The organism is Mumia sp. ZJ430 (assembly GCF_011751845.1).
Lineage (GTDB): Bacteria > Actinomycetota > Actinomycetes > Propionibacteriales > Nocardioidaceae > Mumia.
This window is the reverse complement of the sequence record NZ_JAAHFK010000002.1, coordinates 204,516-225,873: the sequence shown is the minus strand read 5'-3', so window position 1 is coordinate 225,873 and position 21,358 is coordinate 204,516. Positions and strand designations below refer to the sequence as shown.

19 protein-coding genes and 1 pseudogene are annotated in these 21,358 nt (G+C 71.5%); 14 read left to right on the top strand and 6 right to left on the bottom strand.

Annotation, left to right across the window (positions count from 1 at the left end; all coding sequences use genetic code 11):
• Positions 1 to 44 precede the first annotated feature (44 nt).
• The 4 genes from HCT63_RS07595 (at position 45) to HCT63_RS07580 (ending at position 4,341) form a co-directional block, all read left to right on the top strand.
• Positions 45 to 641 carry an XRE family transcriptional regulator gene (locus HCT63_RS07595; RefSeq protein WP_167002865.1) on the top strand — a complete coding sequence of 199 codons (597 nt, stop codon included), beginning with the start codon at positions 45 to 47 and terminating at the stop codon, positions 639 to 641.
• Positions 642 to 670: 29 nt separating this feature from the next.
• Positions 671 to 1,945, top strand: a complete 1,275-nt coding sequence (locus tag HCT63_RS07590; protein WP_243842939.1) for a DUF445 domain-containing protein — start codon at positions 671 to 673, stop codon at positions 1,943 to 1,945.
• Between the two features lie 99 nt (positions 1,946 to 2,044).
• Positions 2,045 to 2,923, top strand: coding sequence for a MoxR family ATPase (locus HCT63_RS07585; RefSeq protein WP_167002863.1), 879 nt, complete (start codon positions 2,045 to 2,047; stop codon positions 2,921 to 2,923).
• On the top strand, positions 2,920 to 4,341 hold the full coding sequence (locus HCT63_RS07580) for a VWA domain-containing protein (RefSeq protein WP_167002861.1): 1,422 nt from the start codon (positions 2,920 to 2,922) through the stop codon (positions 4,339 to 4,341). The genes HCT63_RS07585 and HCT63_RS07580 overlap by 4 nt, the downstream gene beginning before the upstream one ends.
• Position 4,342: 1 nt before the next feature.
• Here the strand turns inward: HCT63_RS07580 and HCT63_RS07575 are convergent, their stop codons facing one another.
• Entirely contained in the window at positions 4,343 to 4,972 is a 630-nt protein-coding gene (locus HCT63_RS07575) for a GrpB family protein (RefSeq protein WP_208322332.1), read from the bottom strand.
• Positions 4,969 to 5,604 (bottom strand): LysE family translocator, encoded by a 636-nt coding sequence (locus HCT63_RS07570; protein ID WP_167002857.1) that lies wholly within the window; start codon positions 5,602 to 5,604, stop codon positions 4,969 to 4,971. The genes HCT63_RS07575 and HCT63_RS07570 overlap by 4 nt, the downstream gene beginning before the upstream one ends.
• Positions 5,605 to 5,651: 47 nt before the next feature.
• Between HCT63_RS07570 and HCT63_RS07565 the strand changes: the two genes are divergently transcribed.
• From HCT63_RS07565 to HCT63_RS07550, 4 genes are read left to right on the top strand one after another with little or no spacing between them, the layout of a single operon-like run.
• Entirely contained in the window at positions 5,652 to 6,167 is a 516-nt protein-coding gene (locus HCT63_RS07565) for a CGNR zinc finger domain-containing protein (RefSeq protein WP_167002855.1), read from the top strand.
• Complete coding sequence (locus tag HCT63_RS07560) at positions 6,164 to 6,520, top strand: DoxX family protein (protein ID WP_167002853.1); 357 nt, start codon at positions 6,164 to 6,166, stop codon at positions 6,518 to 6,520. The genes HCT63_RS07565 and HCT63_RS07560 overlap by 4 nt, the downstream gene beginning before the upstream one ends.
• The gene (locus tag HCT63_RS07555) at positions 6,487 to 6,942 is read left to right on the top strand and encodes an SRPBCC family protein (protein ID WP_167002851.1); all 456 of its coding nucleotides are present in this window, start codon (positions 6,487 to 6,489) and stop codon (positions 6,940 to 6,942) included. Before HCT63_RS07560 ends, HCT63_RS07555 begins: the two co-directional genes overlap by 34 nt.
• 44 nt (positions 6,943 to 6,986) lie before the next feature.
• Positions 6,987 to 8,120: a hypothetical protein gene (locus HCT63_RS07550; protein WP_167002849.1), complete on the top strand. Its 1,134-nt coding sequence runs from the start codon at positions 6,987 to 6,989 to the stop codon at positions 8,118 to 8,120.
• A gap of 9 nt (positions 8,121 to 8,129) precedes the next feature.
• On the opposite strand, the gene HCT63_RS07545 is transcribed toward HCT63_RS07550, so the two are convergent.
• Positions 8,130 to 9,272 carry a DUF697 domain-containing protein gene (locus tag HCT63_RS07545; RefSeq protein ID WP_167002847.1) on the bottom strand — a complete coding sequence of 381 codons (1,143 nt, stop codon included), beginning with the start codon at positions 9,270 to 9,272 and terminating at the stop codon, positions 8,130 to 8,132.
• Positions 9,273 to 9,301: 29 nt separating this feature from the next.
• The gene (locus HCT63_RS07540; protein WP_167002845.1) at positions 9,302 to 10,207 is read right to left on the bottom strand and encodes a DMT family transporter; all 906 of its coding nucleotides are present in this window, start codon (positions 10,205 to 10,207) and stop codon (positions 9,302 to 9,304) included.
• A gap of 29 nt (positions 10,208 to 10,236) precedes the next feature.
• On the opposite strand from HCT63_RS07540, the gene HCT63_RS07535 reads away from it, so the two are divergent.
• The 3 genes from HCT63_RS07535 (at position 10,237) to HCT63_RS07525 (ending at position 16,787) form a co-directional block, all read left to right on the top strand.
• Complete coding sequence (locus HCT63_RS07535; protein WP_243842938.1) at positions 10,237 to 11,736, top strand: PLP-dependent aminotransferase family protein; 1,500 nt, start codon at positions 10,237 to 10,239, stop codon at positions 11,734 to 11,736.
• Positions 11,737 to 11,759: 23 nt separating this feature from the next.
• Positions 11,760 to 13,211, top strand: a complete 1,452-nt coding sequence (locus HCT63_RS07530; protein WP_208322331.1) for a hypothetical protein — start codon at positions 11,760 to 11,762, stop codon at positions 13,209 to 13,211.
• An 81-nt stretch (positions 13,212 to 13,292) separates the two neighbouring features.
• A complete protein-coding gene (locus HCT63_RS07525) occupies positions 13,293 to 16,787 on the top strand; it encodes a bifunctional RecB family nuclease/DEAD/DEAH box helicase (protein ID WP_167002838.1) in 3,495 nt (1,164 codons plus the stop codon).
• A 39-nt stretch (positions 16,788 to 16,826) separates the two neighbouring features.
• On the opposite strand, the pseudogene HCT63_RS20240 reads toward HCT63_RS07525, so the two are convergent.
• Positions 16,827 to 17,141 (bottom strand): annotated as a pseudogene (locus HCT63_RS20240) (GNAT family N-acetyltransferase); the annotation flags it as partial.
• Positions 17,142 to 17,286: 145 nt separating this feature from the next.
• Here HCT63_RS20240 and HCT63_RS07520 point away from each other — a divergent pair.
• The 3 genes from HCT63_RS07520 (at position 17,287) to HCT63_RS07510 (ending at position 20,631) form a co-directional block, all read left to right on the top strand.
• Positions 17,287 to 18,060, top strand: a complete 774-nt coding sequence (locus HCT63_RS07520; RefSeq protein WP_208322330.1) for a DUF4878 domain-containing protein — start codon at positions 17,287 to 17,289, stop codon at positions 18,058 to 18,060.
• A gap of 123 nt (positions 18,061 to 18,183) precedes the next feature.
• Positions 18,184 to 19,767 carry an MFS transporter gene (locus tag HCT63_RS07515; protein WP_243842937.1) on the top strand — a complete coding sequence of 528 codons (1,584 nt, stop codon included), beginning with the start codon at positions 18,184 to 18,186 and terminating at the stop codon, positions 19,765 to 19,767.
• 483 nt (positions 19,768 to 20,250) lie between these two features.
• Positions 20,251 to 20,631: a VOC family protein gene (locus HCT63_RS07510; RefSeq protein ID WP_167002832.1), complete on the top strand. Its 381-nt coding sequence runs from the start codon at positions 20,251 to 20,253 to the stop codon at positions 20,629 to 20,631.
• 32 nt (positions 20,632 to 20,663) lie between these two features.
• On the opposite strand, the gene HCT63_RS07505 is transcribed toward HCT63_RS07510, so the two are convergent.
• Complete coding sequence (locus HCT63_RS07505) at positions 20,664 to 21,218, bottom strand: GNAT family protein (RefSeq protein WP_167002830.1); 555 nt, start codon at positions 21,216 to 21,218, stop codon at positions 20,664 to 20,666.
• Between the last annotated feature and the right edge of the window lie 140 nt (positions 21,219 to 21,358).

Genomic DNA, 21,358 nt, shown 5'->3' with positions numbered 1-21,358 from the left:
TCGAGTGTTCGCCAGAACGAACGCATGCCGCTAGTCTTGACTCCATGAGGATCGATCGTCAAGGCGAACAGGCAATCTCGTCGAACGAACGGCAACAGGATCTCCGTGCGGTCGTGGCGCAGGCGCTCCGCCGTGAGCGGGCCGCCGCCGGTGTCAGTCTGTCGAAGCTGGCCCAGCAGGCGGGCGTGGCGAAGTCGACCCTCTCGCAGCTCGAGTCGGGAAGCACCATCCCGAGCGTGGAGACGATCTGGGCCCTGAGCACGGCGCTCGGCATCCCGTTCTCCCGCCTGGTCGACACGGAGGCGGCCCACGTCGAGGTCGTCCGGGCGGGCGACGGGCCCCGCGTCGCAGCGGGAGAGGCAGCGTACGCGGCGACCTTGCTGTCGGCGTCCCCGCCTCACGCCCGGCGGGACCTCTACCTCGTCACCGCAGAGCCTGGTGCGCCCCGCCGCTCGGACCCGCACCCGCGAGGAACCGTCGAGCACGTCGTCCTCAGCAGTGGGCGCGCGCTCGTCGGCCCGTCGACGGAGCCGGTCGAGCTCGGACCAGGCGACTACGTGATGTACCCCGGTGACGCGCCGCACGTCTTCGAGGCGCTCGAGGTGGGCACCACAGCCGTCGTGCTCTCGGAGCAGCGCTGACGCGAGGGCATCCCCGATAGCCTGCACCCGTGACTGACACGCGCGCTCTCGGCTTCACCGTGCCGGCATCTCTCGGAGGTTCGGACGAGCTACGCCGCCGCGGGCTGCGTCGCATGCGCACGCTGGCGACGAGCCTCCTGGTGCTTGCCGCGATCGTCTATGCCCTGACGTACGGGGAGGAGGGTGCGCTCGGCTACGTCAACGCGGGCGCCGAGGCCGCGATGGTCGGTGCGCTCGCGGACTGGTTCGCCGTGACCGCGATCTTCAAGCACCCGCTCGGCCTCCCGATCCCGCACACGGCGCTGATCCCGAAGCGCAAGGACGCCCTTGGTGCGAGCCTGCAGGAGTTCGTGTCGGACAACTTCCTCAACGAGTCCGTCGTACGCGAGCGGGTCGAGGCCGCGCGGATCAGCTTGCGGATCGGGCAGTGGGTCTCGCGCCCCGAGCACGCCCGCCGCCTCGTCGACATCGGTTCGCGGGTGCTTCGGGACGGGCTCGCGCGCATCAGCGACGACGACGTGGCAGCGATCGTCCGCGAGGTCGTCGTCCCGCGCCTCAAGGCCGAGGAGCTCAGCCCCGCCGCGGGCCAGGCGCTCGGCGAGATCGTCCGCGATGGTGCTCACCATGGGCTGGTCGACATCGGCGTCGAGGAGATGCACCGCTGGCTCCTCGAGAACCAGGAGACCGTCGAGGGGATGGTCGCCGACCGTGCTCCGTGGTGGACGCCCCAGTGGGTCGACGACAAGATCTCGACGCGTCTCTATCGCGAGGCGCTGTCGTGGGTCGACGACGTCCGCTCCGATCCCGAGCACCGCGTACGCCAGTCCCTCGACGCGTTCCTCGTGACGCTCTCCGAGGACCTGCAGCACGACCCGGCAACGATCGCGCGTGCCGAGGCCCTGAAGGAGCGTGTGCTCTCGCAGCCTCGCGTCGTCGACGTCGCGGTTGCCCTGTGGAGCGGCCTGCGCCACGCGCTGCTCGACTCGCTCGACGACTCCGCAGGCATGCTGCGCAGCCGGATGGAGACGATCCTGCGCGAGGCGGGGGAGCGGATCGCCACCGACACCGAGCTCCAGACGCGCCTCGACCGGATGCTCAGCGACACGGCGGCGTTCGTCGTCACGAACTACGGCGACGAGATCGCCACGGTGATCTCCGAGACCGTCAACCGGTGGGACGGGCGCGAGGCGTCGCGCAAGATCGAGCTGCACGTCGGTCGCGACCTGCAGTTCATCCGGATCAACGGCACCGTCGTCGGCGCACTGGCCGGCGTCGCCATCCACGCCCTCTCGCACCTCCTCTGACCGTCCCGTCTCCGATTCGGGCACTTCCGCACGCGATCGAAGGCCCTCTCGGTGGTGAACTGCCCGAATCGCGGACGAGAGGCCCCGTAGGCTGGGCGCGTGAGTGAGAGATTCGCCTCCGTCGAGGACGTGACCGAGCGCTTGGCAGAGTCGGGCTACCTCGCGTCGCCGTCCGTCGCGACCACCGTGTTCCTGGCCGACCGGCTCGACAAGCCACTGCTCGTCGAAGGGCCAGCGGGAGTCGGCAAGACCGAGCTCGCACGTGCCGTCGCGCAAGCCACCGGAGCCGACCTCGTACGCCTGCAGTGCTACGAGGGCGTGGACGAGGCGCGGGCCCTGTACGAGTGGAACCACGCCAAGCAGCTCCTGCGGATCACCGCCGGCCGCGGCGAGACGTGGGACGAGACGCGCGACGACATCTTCACGGACGAGTTCCTGCTCGCGCGGCCGCTGCTCCAGGCGATCCGCTCCGCGCTCCCGAGCACGCTGCTCATCGACGAGGTCGACAAGGCCGACCTCGAGATCGAGGGCCTCCTGCTGGAGGTTCTGAGCGATTACGCGATCACCGTCCCCGAGCTCGGGACGCTCACCGCGCACCATGCGCCGTTCACGGTGCTGACCTCCAACGCGACCCGCGAGCTCAGCGAGGCGCTGCGGCGACGCTGCCTGTTCCTGCACATCGACTTCCCGGAGCCCGAGCTCGAGGAGCGCATCGTCCGCAGCCGCGTGCCCGGGGTCGATGACGTCTTGTCGGCCTCGCTCGTCCGCGTCGTCAACGCCCTGCGCCGCATCGACCTGCGCAAGGCGCCGTCGGTCTCGGAGAGCATCGACTGGGCCCGTACGCTCCTCGCGCTCGGCGCCGACACCCTCGACGAGGCGATCGTGGGCGATACCCTCGGCGTCCTGCTCAAGCACACCGACGACATCGCCCGCGCCCGCAAGCACCTGCAGCTCGACGAGGCGGACGCGCGACGATGAGCGGGGGGTCTCGACAGGCTCGACCGGCGGGGGAGGCTCGACCGGCGGCGGGTGACAGCCTTCCCGCGCGGCTGGTCGCGATGGTCGAGTCGCTGCGCGGCCACGGCCTCGTGGTCGGCACCAGCGAGACCGTCGACGCCGCCCGCGCGATGCAGGTCCTCTCGCTCGCCGACCGCGACCTGCTGCGCGAAGGCCTGGCGGCCTCGCTGATCCGTCGTACGGGGCAGCGTCGGGTGTTCGACGCGGTCTTCGACGTCTACTTCCCCGTGGGCGTCGGTGCGCGCGAGAGCGAGGGCGAGCGCGCGCGGCCCGACACGGTCGAGACCTTGCGAGACGCCCTCGTCGACGCCTTGGCGAGGGGCAGCAGCGACGCCCTCGATCAGGTCGCCGCCTCGGCAGTCGAGGCGCTCGCGCAGGTCCAGGGCGGCGACGGCCCGGGGATGGCCGGGTCCGGCTGGTCCGCGCGCCAGACCCTCGAGCAGCTCCGACCGCAGACCACGATCGTCCGCGCCCTGGCCGCCCGTGGCAGCAGCGAAGGGTTCGTCGAGCGCCTCGACCGGGACGAGATCCGCCGCGACGTCGACCGGTTCCGCACGCTCGTCCAGACCGAGGCGACCCGACGCACGGCGGAGGTCCGCGGCCGCGAGCGCGTCGCGAAGTACGCCGTACGGCCGGACGCGGAGCAGGTCGAGTTCCTCTCCGCCAACCGCCAGCAGGTCCTCGAGCTGCGTCGTACGGTCCAGCCGCTCGCCCGGCGCCTCGCCACCCGCCTGTCGGCGCGCCGCCGTCGCCGCAACCGTGGCCAGGTCGACATCCGACGGACGCTGCGCCGCTCGATGTCGTACGGGGGAGTGCCGCTCAAGCCGGCGTACGAGCACCGGCGCAAGGCGCGCCCCGAGCTCGTCCTGCTCTGTGACGTGTCGGGATCGGTCGCCGGGTTCGCCGGGTTCACCATGCTGCTGGTGCAGGCGTTGCGCGACCAGTTCAGCAAGGTGCGCGTCTTCGCGTTCGTCAACCACACCGACGAGGTCACCGAGCTGGTCACCTCCGGCGAGGCAGACCCGGCCGCGCTCGCCGAGCGCGTGATGGCGAACGCCAACGTCGCACCGTGGCACCCGTCGAGCGACTACGGCCGGTCGCTGCGCTCGTTCGTCAGCCGGTACGGCGCCGCGCTCGGACCCCGTACGAGCGTGCTGATCCTCGGCGACGGGCGCAGCAACCACCTCGACCCCGACCTCGACGCGCTGCGCGAGATCACCGCCCGCGCGCGGCGGACCTTCTGGCTCAACCCCGAGCACGAGAGCCGCTGGGGGCTCGGCGACTCGGTGGCGCCGGCGTACGCGCAGATCGTCGACATGCACGAGTGCCGCACGGTCGACCAGCTCTCGGGCGTGGTCTCGCGGCTGCTGCCGGTCTGAGTCAGGCGTCGATCGGCCGCGGGTCGTGCGGGTGCTCCGAGTCCGCCGCGAACGCCCGCTCATAGATCGCGTAGATCAGCGCCGCCTTCGCCGCGTTGTACGCCGTCACCGTCGCGAAGTCCTGGTGTGCGAGCGCCGACTTGAGAGCCCCGTACGCCTCGCGGTCGGCCACGTCGCCGCGCAGCCGGTCACGGAAGAGCAGGTGCCTGTGTGTCTCACGCGAGTCGGGCCCGAACACGTGGAGGTTGACCATGGGCACGTCGAGGCGCAGCATCCGGTGCTGTTCCCACTCCGGCTCGCGAATCCGCAGCACGAAGCCCGCCCGCTCGAGCGCCGGTACGTACGACGTCTCGTCCGCCGGATCGGCGACGACCAGATCGATGTCGATGACCGGTTTGGCGGCGAGTCCGGGGACCGCGGTCGACCCGACGTGCGCGAGCGCGACCACCCCGTCGCCGACGGTGTCGCGGACCGCCTGCGCGACCTGCACGTACGTGAGCGGCCACGCAGGGTCGTACGGGACGACAGTGACGCCTCCCTCGACCTTCGGCTCTGCTCCGGCGACGAACGCCTCGTCGGTCGTCTCCTGGTCGGGGACCTCGTACGGGCGCCAGAGGGGGTGGGTGCTCACGAGCCGATCGTACGGACGGCTTCGACGAGGAGGATCAGCGCAAGCGTCGCGTACACGCATGCGGCGACCACCGTCAGACCGGTCCCGGCGCGGCCGCGCGAGTCGAGGGCCCGTCCGAGGCGCCCGGCGACGATGCCGATCGTCACGTCGCAGACCAGGCCGACCACGAGGAAGAGCGTGCCGAGGGTGAGCATCTGGACGACGGTGCTGCCGTGGCCTGCGACGACGAATCCCGGGAGGAACGCGGCGAAGAACACGATGACCTTCGGGTTCGTCAGGTTCGTGAGCGTCGCCCGGACGAGCACGTCGCGGGTCGCGGGGACCTCGCCTGCTTCCGAGGTGTGGGAGAGGCCTCGGAGGGTGTCGACGGCGAGCCAGCCGAGGTAGGCCGCGCCGACGAGCTGGATCACGACGATGATCTCGGGGTTGAGGCGCAGCAGCGCGGCCAGGCCGAGCGCCGCCGCCGTCACGTGGACGACCATCCCGCACGCCATGCCGAGCGCCGAGACGACGCCGGCCCGCGGCCCGTGCCGCAGTGCGACGGCCGCGATGTAGGTGTTGTCCGGCCCCGGCGCGATCGTCACGGCGACGACGGCCAGGACGAAGGCGGGGAGGACGGACGGATCGACCATCGTTCTATTGTAACGCTTTTCAGCATGATGAGCGTTACACTCTCCGTATGCACGCTCTCGAGTCGGACGACCTCGTCACCCTGGTGAACGAGTGGGGCACCCGACCCCGCGAGGAGGCGGGCGAGGGCGATGAGGCGTTTCCGGACCCTCGTACGGCCGGCCTCGCCGCCAGCGAGGACACCGACGTCCTCGTCCGCACCGCCGACCGCCTCCACCCCGTCTTCGCCGCGCCGACACCGCGCGATCGCGTCCGGCAGCTCGACCGGCTCATCGCCGAGACCGGCGTGACCGTCCACCTACGAAGCGACGACGCCGGGCATGCCCACGAGGAGTGGGTGCCCGCGCGATCGGCCGACGCGTTGCTGGTCGCCGCCCTGCGCACGCTCGCCGACGTGGTGGTGCTCCGCGGGGCGCAGACGATAGGGGTGTGCGGCGGTCAGGAGTGCGTCGACGCCTGGATCGACAGTCCTCGTGGTCGACCGCGACGCTATTGTTCGACGCAGTGCGCGGGGAGGGCTCGCGTTGCTGCCCACCGCCGTCGATCGCGAGAGGACGCACGATGAGCGCGCTCCCGGAGCCCGTGTGGCCGGTGGTCGTGCTGGCGCTGATCAGCGCCGCCGACGCCGTGATGTGCATCAAGCCGGCGGCCTTCGTCCGCGAGTGCCTCGCCGACGTCCGGTTCCCTCAGCGGTTCTGGAGGCTTCTCGCGCCGGTCAAGGCCGCCGCGGCCGCCGGCCTCGTCGCCGGCATCTGGATCCCGTACGTCGGCATCGTGACGGTCGCCGCCTTGATCGCCTACTTCCTCGTCGCGATCTCGATGCACGTGCGCGCACGTGACCTCGGCCGCAACCTGTTCGTCAACGCCACAGGCATGCTCGTCCTGTGCGTCGGCACGCTCTGGTGGTCGTTCCTGTGAAGTACGAGGTCAAGGTCGACGTCAAGGCGCCACCCGAGGTGCTGTGGTCGGTCCTTGCCGACCCGAGCCACTGGCCGCTGATCAGCGACAGCTTCATCAAGGTCGAGCCGCAGGGCGCGGGTGGTCTGGAGCTGGGTGCGGTCTATCTCGTCCGGCAGCCGAGCATCCGGCCTATGAAGTGGACGGTGACCGAGCTCGAGCCCGGCACGGCGTTCACCTGGCGGATGTCGGTGCCGGGAGTGACGAGCACCGGCGCGCACCGGGTCGTCGCGCAGCCGGGGGGCTCGCGGCTCGAGCTGGTCCTCGAGCAGACAGGCTTGCTGTCGCGGGCGATCTCGGCGATGGGCGGTGCGCACTATCGCGCGCTCGTCGACCGTGAGGCCGCGACCTTCGCCGGGGCTGCGGAGCACCGCGCGCGCTGACGCCGCCTGCTCGGTCGACCGACCGCCGTGGTTAGTGTGGCCGGATGAAGACGACCGGCAGCACCGACCCGTTGCTCGGGTCTCGCGTGCACATCGCCGTGAAGGCCGCCGTCGCGGCCGCCGTGGCGTGGCAGGTCGGCAACTTGGTGCCGCCACCGGTCGGCGACTACGCCTACTACGCGCCGCTCGGCGCCGTCCTCGCCGTGCACCCGAGCGTCGCAGCCTCGCTGCGTGACTCGGCTCACCTGTTCACTGCCCTCGTCATGGGAGCGAGCGTGGGTGCCGGGTTCCATCTCCTCCCGGTCCCTGGCTGGGCGGCGATCGGGCTCCTGGTGCTGGTCGCCGTGCTGCTCGGCGGCTGGGACCGCCTGGGAGACCAGCGCAGCTGGGTGATCACGGCGGCGCTGTTCACCTACATCCTGGGCAACATCGACACCTCTGACTTCGTGTCGGGGCTCGTCGGGCAGGTAGCGATCGGCGCCGCCATCGGCTTCACCCTCATGCTCCTCCTTCCGCCGGTGCCTGTACGGGTGTCCGTGAAGCGGCTCGAGAACGTCGCGGACCTGGTCGCCGACCAGCTCGACGCGCTCGCAGACGCGCTCGTGACCACGCGGGACGATGAGGGAGCGCCGTGGCACGACCTCCCGCACGAGGTCCAGCCCGAGGCGCTGCGCCTGCGGGAGAGCTACGCCGCGCTCGACGACGCGCTGCGCGGCAACCTGCGTGCGGGCAGGTGGCGCGCGGTCGTCGCCCAGCAGCGCAGGACCGCGGACGTCATCGAGCGGGTCGCCGACCTGGCCGAGAACCTCACCTTCATGATCAGCGAGGTGCAGCAGTCGGACGGTCCGTGGCTGCGCCCGGGCGGGGATGCCGCGCGGACCGTCGCCGACACCCTCCACGACCTCGCGGCGGTCGTTCGTACGCTCGCGCGCGACCAGCAGGTGGCCGCAGCCGACGCCGCGACCGTGACGCGCTCGGTCGAGCGTGTCTCGGCTCTCGTGGCACAGTCCCTCGACCGCGGCGAAGAGGCCTTCCCTGGTGCGGCCGTGGTCGTCTCGCTCCGCCGGATCCTCGGTGCGCTGCCGGTCACCGAGGGCGCCGAGCCGCCGCCCGGCATCAGGCCGCTGTCGGCACCCGCCTGGCCACCGGGGCGGCGCCGTCGCTCACCCGGCCGTTGACGCGTCTTGTCAGCGCTCGACGGCCGAGCCACGCCGTTTGGCCTGCTTGCGGAACTCCTCCATGAAGACCTTGCGGATCATCGCGCTGTCGAGGACGCCGCCGACGCCCTGAAGCTCGCCCTGCGTGAGGCGCTCGCACACGCGTGTCCACGCGTGACCGACCGCGTAGGTGAGCGTGCCGGCGACGGCCGCGCTGATCGTGCTACCCACGATCGTCCCGGCGCCTGGGATCAGCTTCACCAGGCTCGTGACGGCCGTACGCCCAGCGACCGTCGCCGCCGCGGTGGCGGCCAACGACGCCGCCGTCGAGCGCTCCAGGCTCAGCCCGTACGTGTTCGCGATCGAGGCCATCATCGTGATCTGGATCGGGACGAGGACAGCCGCGTCGGAGAACGGGATCGGGCTGGCTCCGGCGGTCCCGGCTGCGCTCGTCGCGACCTTGATCGCGTCACCAGCCCGCTTGCGCTTGCGGGCGAGGTCGATGCGCTGTGCCGCGGTGATCGCCTCGGCTACTCCTTCTGGCGCACAGCGAAAGGTGGCATCGAGCAGCTCCAGGAGCCCGTGCGCGTCGTGCCCGGAGAACGGGTCACCGACGGCCATCGTGAGGAAGACCTTGCTGCGGTGGACCGGAAGCTCGCGCGCCTCGATCTCCGCGGCGAGCGCCAGTGCGTCCGGGTGGATGCGGCCGCCGACCTGTGGGACCTGGGTCATCACGAGCATGACTGGAACCCCGAGCCGCGCGAGCGCGCGGACGAACTCGGCCTCGGTGTCCTCGAAACGCCGGTCGCCTGCCCGTACGCAGAACCACGCGACGTGGAGCTGCTCCTCGAGCGGACGTCGTCGCATCCGCGAGACGTGGTCGGCGACCTCGGCGAGGATGGCGTCGTTGTCCACGCCGACCTCGAGCCCACGGGTGTCGAGCACGCCGAGGGTGCCGCTGCGGTGGAGATAGAGGTGCTCCTCGCGGGTCACCGGCTCGCCGATGCCCGTGGCGGCGATGTCGTCGCCGAAGATCGCGTTGACGAGCGTGCTCTTGCCGACGCCCGTCTTGCCGAAGATCGCCAGGTTGAAGCGTCCCAGCTTGCGCTGCTCGTTCTCCCAGGCTCCACGGAAGGCGTCGGCGAACCAGCGGTCGGTCGGTGTCTCGGGCACGTGACCAGCCTGCCAGAGGCGCGGTCACCTCACTGCGCGACGACGACCGGTCGCCGCAGGCGTCGCGGAGCGCGCAGGCCGATCGCGAGCCCGGCGACGACGACTGCGACGCCGACCCATACGAGCGCGCTCGGAACGTCTCCCGTGACGACGACACCGACGGCCGCCGCGGCGACGGGGGCGAGTCCGGTGAGCAGACCTGCGGCCGCGCTCCCGACGCGCGCCACGGTCGCGTACCAGAGCACGAAGGCGACCGCGGTCACCAGGACGGACAGGTACGCGATTGCGGCCCAGTCCACCGCGTCGAGGCGTCCGGCGGCGGTGGGGCCTTCCGTGACGAGTGCCAGCGCGGTGAACATCAGCGTCCCGATCACCACCGAGTGCACCGAGACACCCCATGGCCCGAGCCGAGGGAGCAGGGGGACGGCGAGAAGGGTGAAGGCCGCCTCGCATGCCAGCGCGAGCACGGCCCACGCGACACCTGCGCCGTCGGTGCGGCCTCCCCCTTGGACGAGGACGCTCCCCGCGGTGACGACCACCGCCGCGACGAGGATCCGGGCCGTCGGTGAGCGTCCCTCGAGGAGCGGGCCGACGACGCCGAGCACGACCGGGACTGAGGCGACCGCGACGGCGATGGCCGCGGGCTCGGCGTGCTCCGCGCCTCGGACGAGCGCGACGTTGAAGAGGACGAGCCCGGTGGCCGCGAGCAGACCGAGGAGGGCCCACTCGCGCCCTCGCGGCAGCGGGACGGGACGGCCCAGGATCCGGGCGATCCCGACGAGGACCGCAGCCGCGGCGGCGTACCGGAGAGCTTGCGGGGTCATGAGCGGTGCGTCGGTCAGGACGTGCGAGACGGCGACGCTGCCGCCGACGAGCGCCATGCCGAGGGCGCCAGGCAGGTATGCGGAGGCGTGGGGTGTGCTCGCGAGGTGCATACCTCCAGCGTCGAGGCCACAATGGACCGGTGGCCAGGTCCAAAGACTTTCCGTACGAGGAGACCAAACCGGGCGCGGACTTCCTCGGGCTCGACCTGACGGGCGTGGCGTCGGGGTCGCTCGCGACGTACCTCGCGGCGCAGATCCGCGAAGCGATCCTCGATGGTTCGCTGCCGATCGGCGCCCGACTCCCGGCGTCCCGGACCCTCGGTCAGGACCTCGGCGTGTCTCGGGGGGTGGTCACCGAGGCGTATCGGCGACTCGCCGACGAAGGGCATGTCGAGGGGCGCGGGCGGGCCGGGACGGTCGTCGTCTCGAGCCCCGTACGGCCAACGCCTGCGGCCGGTGGACGGGCGGCTTCACCGATCGCCGGCGCCGAGACGGCGGTATTCTCCGATCTCGACGGCGCCGACTTCGTCGACCGGCTCCGTGCCGCCCCCGCCCGGATCGACCTCTCGCCCGGTGTACCCGACCTGACGGCCTTCCCGAGAGCCGCCTGGCTGCGCGCCGAGCGGGAGGTCCTGACCGGCCGGAGCGCCGCCGACCTCGGGTACGGCGACCCGCGTGGGACCGCCGCTCTGCGCACCGCGGTCGCGCGCTGGCTTGCCCGCAGCCGGGGCATCCGCGTCGACCCCGCCGAGGTGCTCGTGGTGGCGGGCGCCGCACAGGCGTTCTTCCTCCTGGCGCACGTGCTCCGCGACGAGGGGGTCGTCAGGATCGGCGTCGAGGACCCGGGCTCGTTCGGCGCGCGGCAGCAGCTGCGTCGCCAGGGGGCCGACGTGGTCTCGGTGCCGGTGGACGACGACGGCGTACGGGTGGATGCCCTGCGGTCGAGCGGGGTCGGAGCCGTGATGCTGACACCGGCGCACCAGTTCCCGACCGGCGTCGTGCTGAGTGGGCCGCGCCGCCGCGACCTGGCCGGATGGGTCGCCGACGGCGGGCTCGTGGTGGAGGACGACTACGACGCCGAGCACCGCTACGACCGAGCGCCCGTGCCCGCGCTGCGCGGCACGCTGGGTGAGGCCGTCGCCTACGCTGGCAGCGTCTCGAAGCTTCTCGCGCCGGCGCTCCGTACCGGATGGCTGCTCGTCCCGCCGCGGCTGCACGCGCGCGTGCTCGCCCTGAAGCGCGACGTCGATCTCGGCAACCCCGTCCTCGGCCAGCTCGTCCTCGCCGCGCTGATGGAGTCGGGGGCGATGGAGCGGCACCTGCGGATCTTGCGGTCCCGCCACCGCCGGCGCCGCGACGCGATGGTGGCCGCGCTGGCCGAACGGCTCCCCGAGGCGCGTGTGCAGGGCGCGGCGGCGGGCCTGCACCTCGTCGTGACCTTGCCCGAGGGGATCGACGACCGGGCGGTCGCGGAGGAGGCGCTCGCCGGGGGAGTCAAGACGCACCCGCTGTCGTTGCACCGCCAACGGCCCGGCAGGCCTGGGCTCGTGCTCGGCTACGCGGCCAACGGGGCGGGCGCGGTCGACGACGGGATCGCCGTCGTCGCCGAGGCCGTACGGGGGGTACTGGACAAAACATGAGGGGAACCTCAGATACTGGGGGGGTGCAGCCACGTGAGATCACCTTCCCCTCCGTCGACGGACGGCGACCCTCGACGCCCGCCGTCCGGGGCGTCCTCGCCGATGCGACCCGCGACGTCGACCCGGACCTTGCGGACGACGTCGCCGCGGCGTCGTCGTGGCGCGCCGACTACGTCGGCCTGGTCGGACGCGCGACGGCGGCGTCCGCGCAGACGCCCAAGGCCGCGCTCGCGATGGCGCAGGCGGGCCTGAGGTCCGTCCACGAGCGGATGGTCGTCTCCGGGGCGGGAAGCGAGGTTCCGCTACGGGACTGGAGTGGTGACGGCGAGCCGTTCGCGACCGAGACCGTACGGGGCACGGCTCCTCGTGTGCCGGAGCTGCGCGTGCCGTACCGCGGACGCTCCCTCAGTGGCGGAGCCCTGCGCGACCAGCTCGCCCGGTGGCAGGCCGACGGGATCGTCGAGCCGTCCTTCGCCGAGGCGGTCGGAGAGGTCGTGGACCACCCCGAGTGGCTCGCGCTCGGCGGCCGTACGGTCGCCCTGCTCGGCGCGGGCGCGGAGATGAGCCCGCTCGGCCCGCTGTGCACGTGGGGCGCCGACGTCCTCGCCGTCGATGTCCCGGCCGCGCGTGTCTGGGACCGGGTGCGCGAGACCGCGGAGGGCGGTGCCGGCACTGTCTCGTATCCCGTCGAGGACGGCACCGCGGGGGCAGACCTGGTCTCGCGGACCGGCGACGTCCTCGCCTGGCTCCGGGAGGCGCATGACGCACGCGGTGAGGGGAGCATGGTCGTCGGGATGCACGCGTACGCCGACGGCGGCGCCCACGTCCGCGTCACGGCCGCCGTCGACGCGATGCTCTCCCGACTCACCGACGAGGACCCGGGCACCGCACTGGCCTACCTCGCGACACCCACCGACGCGTTCGTCGTGCCGGCCGACGTCGTGGCCGCAAGCACGCAGGCGTTCCGCGAGCGCGGCGCCGTCCGCTGGCTCCAGGCACCGTTGCGCGTGGCGAGCCGTGGACGGCTGTTCCTCCCGAACTATGCGACCGTGCTGCCGGACGGCACCGGTGTCGCCGACATCCTCGTCCCTCAGCAGGGCCCGAACTACGCGATGGCGAAGCGGATCCAGCGCTGGCGTGGCGTGGTCGCCGAGGACGCCGGGCAGCGCGTCTCGTTCAACGTCGCTCCCGCGACCTGGACGCGCTCGGTGACCAAGAACCGCCTGCTCGCAGCCGCCTACGCAGGGGCGCACCGGTTCGGCGTCGAGATCTTCGCACCGGACACGACCCGCACGCTGATGGCGGCGCTGCTCGTCCGCGACCTGAACCGGCCCGTCCCGGTGCGCGAGCACCCCGAGGAGCTCTTCGCCGACGGCGCGGCGCACGGGGGCCTTTGGCGTGTCGCGTACGAGCCGCGCTCGGCGCTCGGCGTGGCTGCCGTCGGTGGGCTTCCGTCCACGCTGCGACGCCGCTGAGAGCGCCGCAGGCGCGGCCGCCGAGGCTTGTCGGACCCTTCCCGTACGCTCACTGGCACGTCGGCGGAGAGGAGCGGTCACGTGTTCGTGCTCGAGGGTCACGTGGTCTGGAGTGCGTCCGACCTGACGCTCGCCTCGGAGTGCGAGTTCGCGTTCCTGCGCAGCCTCGACGCCCGTCTCCGGCGGGCTGCGCCGGTGGCGGCCGGCGACGACGCGATGCTGAGCCACATCGCCCGGTTGGGCGACGCTCACGAGGCACGTGAGCTCGACCGGCTCCGGCGTGCCCTGGGGGCGGACGCGATCGCCGAGATCGACCGTGTCGGTCCGCCGACCGTCGAGCGGCTGCGTGCGTTGCAGGAGACGACGCTTGCCGCCCTCTCGTCCGACGTCCAGGTGGTCTCTCAGGCCGGCTTCTTCGACGGCGAGTTCCACGGCTACGCCGACTTCGTCGAGCGCGGTGACGACGGCTGGGTGGTGTGCGACGCCAAGCTCGCCCGAGAGGCCCGGGCCAAGGCCCTGCTTCAGCTCGCCGCCTACGCCGACCAGCTCGAGCGCGCGGGCCAGCCGGTCGCCGCCACGGTCGTCCTGCTCCTCGGCGACGGCCGCAAGGAGTCGTTCCCGCTCGCCGAGGTGCTCCCGGTCTTCCAGGCCCGCCGAGAGCGGCTTCGTCGGCTTGTCGCCGAGCACCACGCCGAGGACGGACCCGTGGTGTGGGGCGACGAGCGCTATGTCGCGTGCGGTCGCTGTGAGGCGTGCGCCGAGGCAATCGCTGCCACCGGTGACGTCCTCGTGGTCGCAGGGCTGCGTGTTGACCATCGCAAACGGCTGCGTGCAGCCGGCATCTCCACCCTCGACGCGCTCGTCGCGTCCGCCGAGCCACCTCCTGGCATGCCGCAGGCGGTCTTCTCCCGGCTTCACGCGCAGGCCCGCCTCCAGCAGGCCCAGCGTGACGCGGGGCCCGGCGCCGACGGCCGGCCGCAGGTCACGTACGAGGTCGTCGCCCCGACCCACCTCTCGGCGTTGCCGCCACCGTCGCCGGGCGACGTCTTCTTCGACTTCGAGGGTGACCCGCTTTACCACGAGAGCGACCTGACCGAGTGGGGCCTCGAATACCTCTGGGGCGTGATGGAGGCTCCTGCGCCAGGGGAGAGCCGCGGCCCGTTCCTGCCGTGGTGGGCCCATGACCGCGTGGGGGAGCGGGCGGCGCTGGTCTCGTTCCTCGACTACCTCACCGAGCGGCGCGCGCGCTTCCCTGACCTGCACGTCTACCACTACGCCCCGTACGAGACGAGCGCCCTCAAGCGGCTCGTCGCCCGCTACGCCACCCACGAGCGCGAGCTCGACGCGCTGCTGCGCGCGGGAGTCTTCGTCGACCTGTACGCGGTGGTGCGAGGGTCCGTGCGCGTCTCGCAGCCTTCGTACAGCATCAAGAAGCTCGAGCCCCTCTATATGGGCTCCGACGAGCTGCGCGCCGGCGAGGTCCAGGCCGGCGACGCGTCGATCGTCGAATACCACGCCTATCGCGCGATGATCGAGGACGAACGGCTCGACGAGGCCGCCAAGAGGCTCGCCGAGCTCGCCGACTACAACGAGTACGACTGCCTGTCGACGCTGCGGCTGCGTGACTGGCTCCTGCGGGTCGGCGACGAGGCGGGAGTCGAGCCACGGCCCGCCCCGGTGCCGCTGCCGGCGTTCGACGCCGAGGACGAGGAGCCCGGAGACGACGCGGTGCTGGTCAAGGGCCTGCTCGACCGCGCCGGTCCCGTTGACCGTGGGGAGCGCTCGGCCGAGCAGCAGGCGTACGCAATGCTCGCCGCTGCGCTCGGCTACTACCGCCGCGAGTCGCTGCCCTTCTGGTGGGCGCATTTCGACCGGCTCCGCGCGCCGGCCGACGAGTGGGCGGCATCTCGTGACGTGTTCGTGGTCGAGTCGGCCGAGGTCGTCGAAGACTGGCAGGTCGAGGGCCGCAAGCTCGCCCGCCGCACCCTGCGCCTTGCCGGCGAGTGGGGTCCCGGCACGACGATCGGCAACGGTGACGGGGCCTTCCTCCTGTACGACCTGCCCGGTCCTGAGGGTGGCAAGACGTCGGTCGACGGCATCCGCGCTTACACACCGACTGTCGACGGCATCACGCCCGCCCCGCACGACGGCAACGACACTGACGCCTCCGACGCCGTGCTCGTCCGCGAGAAGGCGACCCGCGCGATCGGCCCGCACCCGTGGCTGCCGACCGCGATCACCCCGGGGCCACCGCCCCCCGCAGAGTCGATCACGGCCGCGATCGGCGAGTGCGCGGCTGCGTCCCTCGGGGGAGCGACGCTGCCCGCCGGACCGGCGTACGACGTGCTGGCACGTCGCACCCCACGGATACGGACACTCGACCGCCTCCCGCAGACAGGGGACGCGGTCGACGATCTCGTAGCGACGCTGCGTGACCTCGACTCCTCCTACGTCCCCGTCCAGGGGCCACCCGGCACGGGCAAGACCCACACGGCGGCGCGGGTGATCCGGCGCCTCGTCGAGGAGCACGGCTGGCGGATTGGCGTCGTCGCCCAGTCCCATGCGGTGGTCGAGCACGTGCTCGACAAGACCGTCGAGGCCGGTCTCGAGGCGGCGCGGGTCGGCAAGCCCAAGGCCAAGACGGCAGTCCCGGCGTGGACACGACTGCCCGACAACGGCGTGGCCGCCTTCCTTGAGGAGTCGGAGGGCACGGGCTGTGTGCTCGGCGGCACCGCGTGGGACTTCACCAACGCCGACCGCGTCCCGCGCGGCTCGCTCGACCTGCTCGTCGTCGACGAGGCCGGGCAGTTCGCGCTCGCGCCGACGATCGGGGTCTCGGTGGCGGCCCAGCGCCTGCTCCTGCTGGGCGATCCCCAGCAGCTCCCGCAGGTGAGCCAGGGCACCCACGGCGAGCCGGTCGACACGTCCGCACTGGGTTGGGTGATGGAGGGGCGCGCCGCGATGCCGGCCGACCTCGGCTACTTCCTCGGCACCACCTACCGCATGCACCCGCGGCTCTGCGAGGCCGTCTCTCACCTCGCGTACGAGGGAGCGCTCACCGCGCACCCGTGCACCTCTGAGCGCGACCTCGCAGGCATCGCGCCAGGCGTGGCGACCCAGCTCGTCGACCACCACGGCAACCGCACCGCCTCCGTCGAGGAGGCCGCAGAGGTGGCGGTGCGTGTGCGGGCGCTGCTCGGTACCTCGTGGAGCCCCGGCGGCGACGAGGCGCCGCGCCCGCTGGGCGAGGCCGACATCCTCGTCGTGGCTCCCTTCAACGCCCAGGTCCACCTGGTGCGTCGTGTGCTCGACGACACTGGCATCGACGGCGTACGCGTCGGGACCGTCGACAAGTTCCAGGGGCAGGAGGCGCCCGTCGTCCTCGTCTCCATGGCGGCGTCCTCACCCGATGACGTGCCGCGAGGGATGGGGTTCCTCCTCGACCGCCACCGCGTCAACGTCGCGATCTCGCGCGCGCAGTGGCGGGCCGAAATCCTCCGCTCCGACGCACTGACCTCCTACATGCCTCGCACGCCCGACGGTGTGCTCGAGCTGGGGGCGTTCCTGCGCGTGTGAGCGGACCATGAAGACGTCGATCGCGTCCTCGCCGTCGACGACGAACCCGTGCGCCTCGTACAGGGCACGGGCTCGGCTGCCTTGGAGGACGTTCAGCCTGAAGGGTCGCTCGTCGCCGTGCTCGGCGAGGGTACGTCCGAGCACCGCTGACCCGATCCCGAGGCCCTGGTAGTCCGCGCGGACGTAGAAGTGCTCGATCCACTGCGCGCCCTCCGTCGGCCGCAGCGCGATGAGACCCGCATCGACGCCGTCGACGACGATGACTCCGGTGTGCGCGGCGTCGAAAGCGTCCAAGAACCGGCGGCGCACACGCACGGGGTCGTACCGCCCGAGCCGCTCCAGATCGTCGCGCATCACCACAGCCCGCAGCTCGGCCATCCACTCAGCGTCCTCGGCTCGGCTTCGGCGCAGCGTCCACCCTGTCGTCACGGCACCATAGAACCAGGTCGCCCGCCGGGCGCGGCCGCGGAGCGACTCTTTGGTCGCGTACCGTATGCGCGTGAGCGATCAGTGGTCAGGCCAACCCTCGAACGGCCCTCAGCCCCCGTACGGACAGCAGCCGCCCCAGGGCCAGCCTCCCCAGGGGGGTCAGCCGCCCCAGGGTCCGCCCCCGCAGGGACCGCCACCCGGGTACGGGCAACAGCCTCCTGGCCCCTACGGCCAGCCCCAGCAGCCGTACGGTCAGCAGCCCCAGCAGCCGTACGGTCAGCAGCCGCAGCAGGCCTACTACGGTCAGGGCCAGCCGCCCACGGGCTCGGAGCCGAAGGGCAAGAACAAGGGCCTCCTCATCGGCCTCATCGGTGGCGCTGCCGTCCTGCTGATCGCCGTCGTGCTGGGCGCCGTGCTCCTGTTCGGTGATGGGGGCGGCGGCGCGTCGAACCCCGAGGACGCCACCAAGGAGTTCATCGCCGCGATCCAGGACGGCGATTGCGAGGCGCTCGTCGCGATCACGACCGACGACTTCCGCAACGGTGAAGGCGCCGACAAGTGCAAGGAGTCCCTGAAGGAAGAGGAAGGCAGCGAGGGCATGCTCAAGGCCCTGCGCGACGCGAAGTTCACCGTGAAGGACACCAAGGTCGACGGCGACGAGGCCACCTCGAAGGTCTCCCTGTCGGTGATGGGGACTTCCGTCGATCAGGAGGTCGAGCTCGTCAAGGAGGGCGGCTCCTGGAAGGTCGACGAGTTCGGCACGGCCGACACGCCTGACGTCGACGACCTGCCCGACACCGACGATCTCCCCGATCTCAACGAGGTCGAGCCGCCGACCCCCTGATCTCGATCGGACCGCACGACCTGACGCGCGCCGCAGCCGAGAAGGCTGCGGCGCGTGTGCAATTCCCCACCATGCCGCCGCTCGCGGCCAGAGACTGGTCCGATGGTGGCCGGGCGAGGGGTCGTGTTGTTGACGCTGGCGTCCGGCCAGTTCCTCATGACCCTGGACAGCTCGGTCATGAACGTCTCGATCGCGCAGGTCGCCGCCGACCTCGACACGACGGTGACCGGCATCCAGACCGCGATCACGCTCTACACGCTCGTCATGGCGGCGTTGATGATCACCGGCGGCAAGGTCGGCACGATGATCGGACGGCGCCGGGCGTTCGCGATCGGGTGCGTCATCTACGGCGCCGGGTCGCTGACGACCTCGCTCGCGCCCAACCTCGCCGTGCTCCTGATTGGTTGGTCGCTCCTCGAGGGCCTCGGGGCTGCCCTGATCATGCCTGCGATTGTCGGCCTCGTGGCCGCGAACTTCCCCTCCGAGGAGCGCCCCCGCGCGTACGGACTGGTCGCGTCCGCCGGCGCGATCGCCGTGGCTGCGGGCCCGCTCATCGGCGGCGCCGTGACCACCTACCTCACGTGGCGCCTGGTGTTCGCCGGCGAGGTCGTCCTGGTCGTCGGGATCCTCGCGCTGACCCGGCGGATCCACGACAGCCGTCGCGAAGGCTCTGTCCGCCTCGATGGGATCGGGTCTGTCCTCTCCGCGACGGGCCTCGCGCTCGGCGTGTACGGCGTCCTGCGGTCGGGGGAGTGGGGATGGGTCCGCCCCTCGCCCGACGGACCGTCCCTCCTCGGGATGTCTCCGACCGTCTGGTTCGTGCTCGGCGGCCTCCTCGTCCTGCGGGTGTTCTTCTGGTGGGAGGCTCGTACGGCCGCCGTGGGGCGTGAACCTCTCGTCGACGTGGCGATGCTGCGCAACCGCCAGCTCACCGGCGGCTTGACGATGTTCTTCTTCCAGTTCCTGGTCCAAGCGGGGCTGTTCTTCACGATCCCGCTCTTCCTGTCCGTTGCGCTGGGTTTGAGCGCGGTCGAGACGGGCGTCCGCATCCTCCCGCTCTCGCTCACGCTCCTGCTGGCGGCGGTCGCCGTCCCACGCCTCTGGCCGGGGGCCTCTCCGCGGCGGGTGGTCTCGTGGGGGCTAGGCGCTCTCCTCGCCGGGGTGACCTCGCTCGTGCTCGCCCTCGAGGCGGGTGCGGGGCCGGAGATCGTGACCGTACCGCTCCTGCTGGCTGGCCTCGGCGTCGGCGCTCTGTCGTCGCAGCTCGGCGCTGTGACCGTCTCGGCTCTGCCCGACACCCTGAGCGGGGAGGTGGGTGGTCTCCAGAACACCGCCACGAACCTCGGGGCATCGCTGGGCACGGCGCTCGCAGGCTCGGTCCTCATTGGCGCGCTGACGGCTTCGTTCATGGGCGGGATCCAGGCCAACTCCGCCGTCTCCGACGATCTCTCGGACCGCGCGGAGGTGAGCCTCGCGAGCGGGGTTCCGTTCGTCTCCGATAGCCAGCTCGAGGACGGCCTGGCGGAGGCAGGGATCCCGACGGCAGAGGCGAACGCGATCGTCGAGGAGAACACCGACGCGCGGATCGCGGGCCTGCGCGCGAGTCTGCTCGTCCTCGCGTTCTTCATCATGGCGGCGCTCTACTTCACCCGGCTGCTGCCGACTGTGCCTGCGGGTGCGCGGACCACCCAGGTGAGCGAGCCGTGATGGGTTGGCGGGGTGGGGCTCTGCCTTCGATCGCTGACGACCTGCGGCACCGACATGATGCGCGGCTGGTCCGAGCAACTCAATCGATCGGCCTTAATAACAGGCCCAGTGCCGCGCGCGAGGCACAGGGTGACCCAACAGGTCGAGGTAGGCGCGCATCCAAGAAGGCCCTCCGTGATCAGAAGGATCTGCGTGGCGCTCCCACACATAAAGGTTGCACTAAACCGGGGCGGCTTTCGGCTGAGCTGCGAGGATGTCGGCCATGTTCTGGCGAACTCTGACCCACCCCAGTGTGCGGGGCAGCATTGTCACGTTGGGGATTCTCGCGGCCCTTTCGACCATCCGTCCGATGCCGTGGTGGCTGTGGACCATCTCGGGTGGACTGACCGTTGCGTCGGTCGTCCAGGCCGTGCGAGCCGGAGACGTTGTCGACGCTACGTGAAATGCTCGCGGGGGAGGCCCTAGGCCAGGAGGGGAGGCGTGATGATCGGACGACGCCACCACCTCGTCGTCGACGCACCTGACCCGCAGGGGAGCGCCGCATTCTGGTCGGCGGTGCTCGGCGAGCCGGTCACCTACGACGACGGCGACTTCGTGGTCGTCTCGGTGGACGACCAGACCTCGGAGATGGCGTTCCAGCGGGCGCCCGGACTGCCACCGTCGACCTGGCCCGGCCCGGGGGTGCCGCAGCAGATGCACGTCGACGTCATGGTCGAGGACGTCACCTCCGCGGGGGAGGAGGTGCTCCGTCTCGGCGCCCGAGCGCTGGGGGGTGACGTGTACGCGGACCCGGCGGGCCACCCGTTCTGCCTCGTTCGGCGGCCGTCGTGGGCGACGCCGATCGAGAGTGACTCCGCCAGGTGACGCTGCGGCCGCCCGTGCCTGCAGCAACAGCCTCAAGAGGCAGGCGGGTCGAGACGAATGCCGTCATCCCAGGGGGCAAGTCTCTGAAACATGATGTCATCGCGCCATCGCCCGTTGATGTGGATGTGTCCTCGCGACAAGCCCACCTTCTTGAACCCATTCTTCTCCAGCACTCGACACGACGCGGCATTCTCCTCACGCGCAAACGCGTCAACTCGGTGCAGGCCGAGGGAGCCAAAGGCGATCTGCATCGCCTGCCTGGCCGCTTCGGTGGCGATGCCGCGGCCGCTGTACGGCTGTGCGACCCAATAGCCGAGTGAACAGCTCCGAAAGGGAGCTTGGAGGATGTTGTTCAGACTCACTCGCCCCACCAGACCTCCGTCCTCGAGGACTACTCCCGACCACATACGACCGCTCGTACATTCGCGCAGAGTGGTCTCGATCGCGTCAGCCTGACCGCTGTCCGTGTAGAAGGCATCGGGACGCTGCGGGTCCCAGTGCTTCAGGAAGTCCCGGTCACCCCGATACATCTCGGCGAGGCGTCGGCTGTCGTCACGATCGAGCGCACGGATCACGATGTCGGTCACTGCCCACCCGCCTTCTAGGGGTTTGTCGTTGTCATCAGACACTCTGGCGCTCCCGCCCCGGCAGGTCGTCGCCTGGGGGAGTCCTCGCACGCCGTCGAGGCAGCGGGGCAGGGCGAGGGGAGCGAGGCCGAACCTACACG